At 72.1% G+C, this 6,161-nt stretch carries 5 protein-coding genes; 2 read left to right on the forward strand and 3 right to left on the reverse strand.

The window, feature by feature from the left end; all coding sequences use genetic code 11:
• Nucleotides 1-679 (forward strand): ATP-binding cassette domain-containing protein (locus NH287_RS14495; RefSeq protein ID WP_253036177.1); only part of this gene is annotated, 679 nt, incomplete at its 5' end.
• Between the two features lie 4 nt (nucleotides 680-683).
• On the opposite strand, the gene NH287_RS14500 is transcribed toward NH287_RS14495, so the two are convergent.
• Nucleotides 684-2,222 (reverse strand): SDR family oxidoreductase, encoded by a 1,539-nt coding sequence (locus NH287_RS14500; RefSeq protein ID WP_253036178.1) that lies wholly within the window; start codon nucleotides 2,220-2,222, stop codon nucleotides 684-686.
• 190 nt (nucleotides 2,223-2,412) lie between these two features.
• Between NH287_RS14500 and NH287_RS14505 the strand changes: the two genes are divergently transcribed.
• Entirely contained in the window at nucleotides 2,413-3,843 is a 1,431-nt protein-coding gene (locus tag NH287_RS14505) for an MFS transporter (protein ID WP_374209397.1), read from the forward strand.
• On the opposite strand, the gene NH287_RS14510 is transcribed toward NH287_RS14505, so the two are convergent.
• Nucleotides 3,838-4,443, reverse strand: coding sequence for a GNAT family N-acetyltransferase (locus tag NH287_RS14510; protein WP_253036180.1), 606 nt, complete (start codon nucleotides 4,441-4,443; stop codon nucleotides 3,838-3,840). The genes NH287_RS14505 and NH287_RS14510 overlap by 6 nt on opposite strands.
• Nucleotides 4,440-6,161: helicase HerA-like domain-containing protein (locus tag NH287_RS14515; protein WP_290440657.1), on the reverse strand; the 1,722-nt coding region annotated here is incomplete at its 5' end. The genes NH287_RS14510 and NH287_RS14515, both read right to left, overlap by 4 nt.

The following is a 6,161-nucleotide window of genomic DNA, read 5'->3' on the forward strand; positions in this document are numbered from 1 at the left end:
GACGGGGCAGGCACCGCCGCTCGGCGACGGCCTCCGCCTGCGCGGCGTCACGGTCCGCTGGCCGGGCGCCGACCGCCCCGCGTTGACCGACGTGGACCTCGACGTCCGCCCCGGCGAGCGGATCCACGTCGTCGGTCCGAGCGGCGCGGGCAAGTCGACCCTCGCCGCCGCCCTCGTGCGCTTCCTCGCCGTCTCCGGCGAGTACACGATCGGCGGGCGCCCCGTCGAGGCGATCGCCCCCGACGACCTGCGACAGACCGTGGGACTGTGCGAGCAGCATCCGATGCTCTTCGACGAGGACATCCGCCAGAACCTGCTCTTCGCCCGCGACACCGCGACCGACGACGAGCTCGTGCGCGTCCTCGAGCGCGTGGGCCTCGGCGACTGGCTCCGCGCGCGCGGCGGACTCGACGCGCGGGTCGGCGAGCGCGGCGCGCTCGTCTCGGGCGGTCAGGCCCAGCGCATCTCGCTCGCGCGCGCCCTGCTGCGCGGCTTTCCCGTGCTGATCCTCGACGAACCGACCGCCGGCGTCGACCCGTCCGCCGCCGATGCGCTGCTGACCGACTTGCTCGGCGCGGTCGACGGGTCGCACGCGGTCGTGCTCATCTCGCACGCCGAGGTCCCGGCATCCCTCGTCGACCGCACCGTCCGCGTCGCGAACGGTCGCCTCACGGCCTGAGACCTCAAGCGACGGGCGCCTCGCGCTCGGCGGCGGCCGCGATGCGGTTCGCCATGCCCTGGAAGATGAAGCCGTGGAAGGGCAGCACGGCGAACCAGTAGAGCCGTCCGGCGAGCCCCTTCGGGAAGAAGACGGCGCGCTGGTCGTACCGTGAGCCCGACCCCTCGGGGCTCGCGCGCAGTTCGAGCCACGCGAGGCCCGGCACCTTCATCTCCGCACGCAGGCGCAGCAGTCGCCCTTCCTCGACGGCCTCGACGCGCCAGAAGTCGATCGCGTCGCCCGCCGCGACCTTGCCGCGGCTGCGGCGCCCGCGCTGCAGGCCCACACCGCCCACGAGTCGGTCCATCCAGCCGCGGACGGCCCACAGGAACGGCGACGAGTACCAGCCGTTCTCGCCGCCGATCCCGACGATGACGCGCCAGAGCTGCTCGGTGCTCGCCGACGTCGTCGCGCTCTGCTCGTCGGTGAACACGAGCCGGCCGGCCCACTCGGGGTCGCTCGGCAGCGGGTCGCTCGGCACCGACGAGACCTCGGCGTCCTGCCAGCTCGTCTCGACGGCGTCGGCCTCGACCTTGCGCAGCGCCAGCCGCACCGCCTCGCGGTAGGGGGTGAGTCCGCCCTCGGGCCGCGGCAGCAGCTCGTCGACGGCGTGGTCGTCCATGATGCACTCGTTCTGCAGCGACGCGATGAGCGGCCGGGCGATCGCGCGCGGAACGGGGGTCACGAGGTTCACCCAGTGCGACGCGAGACCGGGGGTGAGCACCGGCAGCGCGGCGATCGCGCGCTGGCGCAGTCCCGCCTCGACGGCGTACCCGTTCATCATCTGGCCGTAGCGGAGCACGTCCGGCCCGCCGATGTCGACGGCCCGGTTGACGTCCGAGTCGACCCGCGCCGCCGCGAGCAGGTAGTGCAGCACGTCGCGCACCGCGATCGGCTGGATGCGGTTGCGCACCCACTTCGGCGCCGGCATGTACGGCAGCACGTCGGTGAGGTGACGCACCATCTCGAACGAGGCGGACCCCGACCCGATGACGACACCGGCCTGCAGGACGAGGGTGGGGACGCCGCTGTGCAGCAGCACCTCGCCCACCTCGACGCGCGAGCGCAGGTGCGGGCTCAGCTCCACACCGGCCGGGTGCAGACCCCCGAGGTAGACGATGCGACCGACGGATGCCTCGGCCGCCGCATCCGCCGCGGTCTCCGCCGCCCGCAGGTCCTTCGTCTCGAAGTCGCCGCCGCCGCCCATCGAGTGGACGAGGTAGTAGAGCACGTCGACGTCGTCGACGGCGCGGGCGACGGCGTCGGCGTCCTCGGCCGCGCCCTCGACGACCTCGACCTCGCTCCCCCACACGAACGCCCTCACCCGGGCGGGCGTGCGGACGAGCACCCGCACCCGGTACCCCGCCGACAGGAGTCGCGGGACGAGGCGTCCGCCGAGGTATCCGGTCGATCCGAGGACCAGCGCACGCGGCGCGGAGCCGTCGGCGCGGGGCTGGGCGACGAGGGCGGATTCGCGGCCGGTGGGGGCGGAGAGCTCGCTCATGTCGCCACGATAGACCGGCCGCGGAGGGGTGCGGCCCCCGCTCGACGGACGGGTTTTGTCAAGGGACAGCCGCACGGATGCGGGCCGCGGACCACGCGCGTACCGTGGAGAGATGGCCAGGTCATCCCGTCAGCCGGTACCCCCGTCCTCCGATCCGATCACCCGCTCGGCGCCCCCGCCACGCCTCGACGTGGACGATGTGGTGGTCGTCGACACGAAGCGCGTCCGCACCGCGATCAGCGGCACGGTCGTCGGCAACTTCATGGAGTGGTTCGACTTCGGCATCTACGGCTACCTCGCCGTCACGATCTCCGTCGTCTTCGCGGACGATCTGCCCGAGCCGTGGAACCTGCTCGTCACCCTCCTCGGGTTCGCGATCTCGTTCCTCGTGCGCCCCATCGGCGGCCTCGTCCTCGGCCCGCTCGGCGATCGCATCGGTCGGCAGAAGGTCCTCTTCTTCACGATGGCGATGATGGCCGTCGCGACCGCCCTCATCGGCGTCCTGCCCACGAGCGCGCAGATCGGGCTCTGGGCGATCGTGCCGCTGTACCTGCTCAAGATGGTGCAGGGGTTCTCCACCGGCGGCGAGTACGCCGGCGCCACCACGTACGTCGCGGAGTTCTCCCCCGACAAGCGACGCGGCTTCTGGTCGTCGTGGCTCGACCTGGGCTCCTACGTCGGCTTCGCCGCCGGCGCCTCGGTCGTCGCCCTCACCACCGTCATCACCGAGTCGGTGTGGGGCGAGACCGCGATGACCGACTTCGGGTGGCGGATCCCGTTCCTCGTCGCGATCCCCCTCGGCATCGTCGCCATCTGGTTCCGCCTCAAGATCCCCGAGACCCCCGCCTACGAGAACGCCGCCGAGACCGAGGGCGAGCCGGACCGCGACGACCCCCTCGCACGCCACGGGATCGGCGGCATCCTCCGTCACCACTGGCGCGAGGTGCTCATCGGCATCGCGATCGTCGCGGCGACGAACACTGCCGGCTACGCCCTCACGAGCTACATGCCGACCTACCTCGAGACCGAGGTCGGGATCTCGAACCTCGGCGCGGCCGTGGCGACCGTGCCGGTGCTGCTCGTGATGTCGGCCTGTCTGCCGTTCATCGGGATGCTGAGCGACCGGATCGGCCGGCGGCCGGTCTACATGATCGCCGCCGGCTCGACGATCGTGCTCATGATCCCGGCGTTCGCGATCATGCAGATCGGGCAGGAGTGGGCGGTCTTCGTCGCCCTCGGGATGGTGGCGATCCCCGTCGCCTTCTACGTCGCCGTGTCGGCGTCCACACTGCCGGCCCTGTTCCCGACCGCGTCGCGGTTCGGCGCGATGGCGATCGCCTACAACGTCTCGGTCTCGCTCTTCGGCGGCACGACTCCGCTGTTCAGTCAGGCCCTCATCGACGCCACCGGCAACACCTACATGCCCGCGTTCTACATCATGTTCTTCGCGCTGCTGGGCGGGATCGCGCTGCTGTCGATGAAGGAGACCGCGAAGCGACCGCTGCTCGGCTCGGTGCCGACCGTCGAGACGCGCGAGGAGGCGATCGAGGTCGTCGAGCGTCAGGACGACGACCCGCTCATCGACACGTCGACGATGCCGATCCCGGTGCACCGCTCATAGCTTCACGCCGTAGGCGCGGGACCCCGGCGACGAGGGCAGTGGCGCGAGCCCGAGGCGGGTGTAGAAGGCCATCGCGCCGGTGTTCCCCGCCGACGCCACGAGGTGCAGTCCGGAGACACCCCGCTCTCGGAGCGCGTGGAAGAGCGTCTCGATGAGGCGGCGCCCCGCGCCCTTGCCCTGGGCCTGCGGCAGCAGGTCGATGTGCAGGTGCGCGGGGAACTCCTCGGCGTACCGCTCGGGCTTCTCCCCGCGGCTGTGGGCGTAGAGCAGGGTGCCGTCCTGACGCGTGACCTCGCGCTCGGGCTTCGGCCAGCGGTGCGCGTGGCGCGGCCACCACTCGTCGCGGAACCACCGCTCGAACGCGTCGGTGTCGGGCGTCGCGACGACGTACCCCGTGACGGTGCCGTCCTCGTCCTCGACGAGGAAAGCCACGTCGGGGTGGCGTTCGACGTAGGGCAGGACCCAGATGTGGGCCCAGATCGCGTCGTCCTCGAAGATCCCGGTCGCGTCGCCGCCGCCGTCGGCGGTCCGCAGGCAGATCTCGGCGAGGGCGGGTTCGTCCCCGGGACGGAACGGACGGATGCGGGATGCCGCACTCACCGCCGACCGTTCCCGAACACGCCGCGGATGACGCTGCCGATGATCGACTGCGTCGCCTTCGATCCGAGGATCTGCTCGAGCGGCGAGGACTCGACGCGACGCGAGGTCCGGGTGCGGCCGCCGGTGCTGCGGAGGATCCGGTCGTATTCGCGCTGCGCGTCGGCTTCGGCCTTCTTCTGCGCCTTGTCCATCGCGGCCTTCTGCTTCGCGTACTCCGCGTCGGCCTTCGCCTTGTCGGCGGCGGCCTTCGCGGCATCCGCCTCGGCGTCCGCCGCCGCCATCTTCGCGGCCAGGATCTCGCGCGCGGACTCCCGGTCGACCGGGGTGCCGTAGGTCGCGAGCAGCGGCGACGCCGCGACGGCGGCCTGCACGGCGGCCGACGGGGTCGGGGACATGAGCCCCTGCGGCGCGCGCAGCCGCGTCCAGGCGACGGGCGTCGGCGCGCCCTTCTCGTTCATGACGGTCACGATCGCCTCGCCTGTGCCGAGCTCCTGCAGCACGCGTTCGAGGTCGTAGCCCGAAGTCGGGTACGTGCCCACCGTCGCGCGCAGTGCCTTCGCGTCGTCGGGCGTGAAGGCGCGGAGCGCGTGCTGGATGCGCGAGCCGAGCTGGCCGAGGACGTCGCCCGGCACGTCCTTCGGGGTCTGCGTCACGAAGAAGACTCCGACCCCCTTCGAGCGGATGAGGCGCACGGTCTGCACGATCGCCGCGGTGAACGCCTTCGACGCGTCGCGGAACAGCAGGTGCGCCTCGTCGAAGAAGAACACGAGCTTGGGCTTGGCGGCATCCCCCACCTCGGGAAGGATCTCGAACAGCTCCGCGAGCAGGTACATGAGGAACGTCGAGAACAGTTCGGGCTTGTCGGCGATGCCGGGCACCTCGAGGAGCGAGATGATCCCGCGTCCGTCGGGGGCGGTGCGCAGGAAGTCGCGGACGTCGAACTCCGGCTCGCCGAAGAACACGTCGGCGCCGCCGTCGGCGAAGGTGATGAGCTCGCGCAGGATGACACCGGCCGTGGCGGAGGACAGCCCGCCGAGGTCCTTCAGCTCGGGCTTGTCGGCGTCGCTGGTCAGGTGGGTGAGGACGGCGCGCAGGTCCGCCAGGTCGACGAGCGGCAGCCCGTGCGCGTCGGCGTAGTGGAAGACGAGGCCGAGGCTCGACTCCTGCGTCTCGTTGAGACCGAGCACGCGGCTCAGCAGCAGCGGACCGAACCCGGTGACGGTGGCCCTGACCGGGACGCCGGTACCGATGCCGCCGAGCGCGAAGTACTCCGTGACGGATGCCGCCGGTTCCCACGCCTGGCCGATCGCCTCGGTGCGGGCCAGGAGCTTCGGGCTCGATTCGCCGGCCGTGGCGACCCCCGTGAGGTCCCCCTTGATGTCGGCCGCGAAGACCGGCACGCCCTTGGCCGCGAGCTGCTCGGCGAGCCCCTGCAGGGTGCGGGTCTTGCCCGTGCCGGTGGCCCCGGCGACCAGCCCGTGTCTGTTGGTCATCGCGATCGGGATTCGGATCTGCGCCTCGCGGACCGGGTCGCCGTTGACGAGCGCGCCGAGGTCGAGCGTCTCCTCTTCGAACGTGTACCCCGTGACGATCCGCGCGACCTCCTCCGCGTCGAGCGGGCCGGTGGGCGCCTCGGGAGCGGGCGCGTCGGCCGGAGTGGGTGCGTCGGCAGGAGCGGGCGCGGCGGGCGGCGGAGGGTCGGCGGCCGGGGCGGGATC

Source organism: Microbacterium sp. CnD16-F (genome assembly GCF_024124465.1).
GTDB classification, from domain to species: Bacteria; Actinomycetota; Actinomycetes; order Actinomycetales; family Microbacteriaceae; genus Microbacterium; species Microbacterium gawkjiense.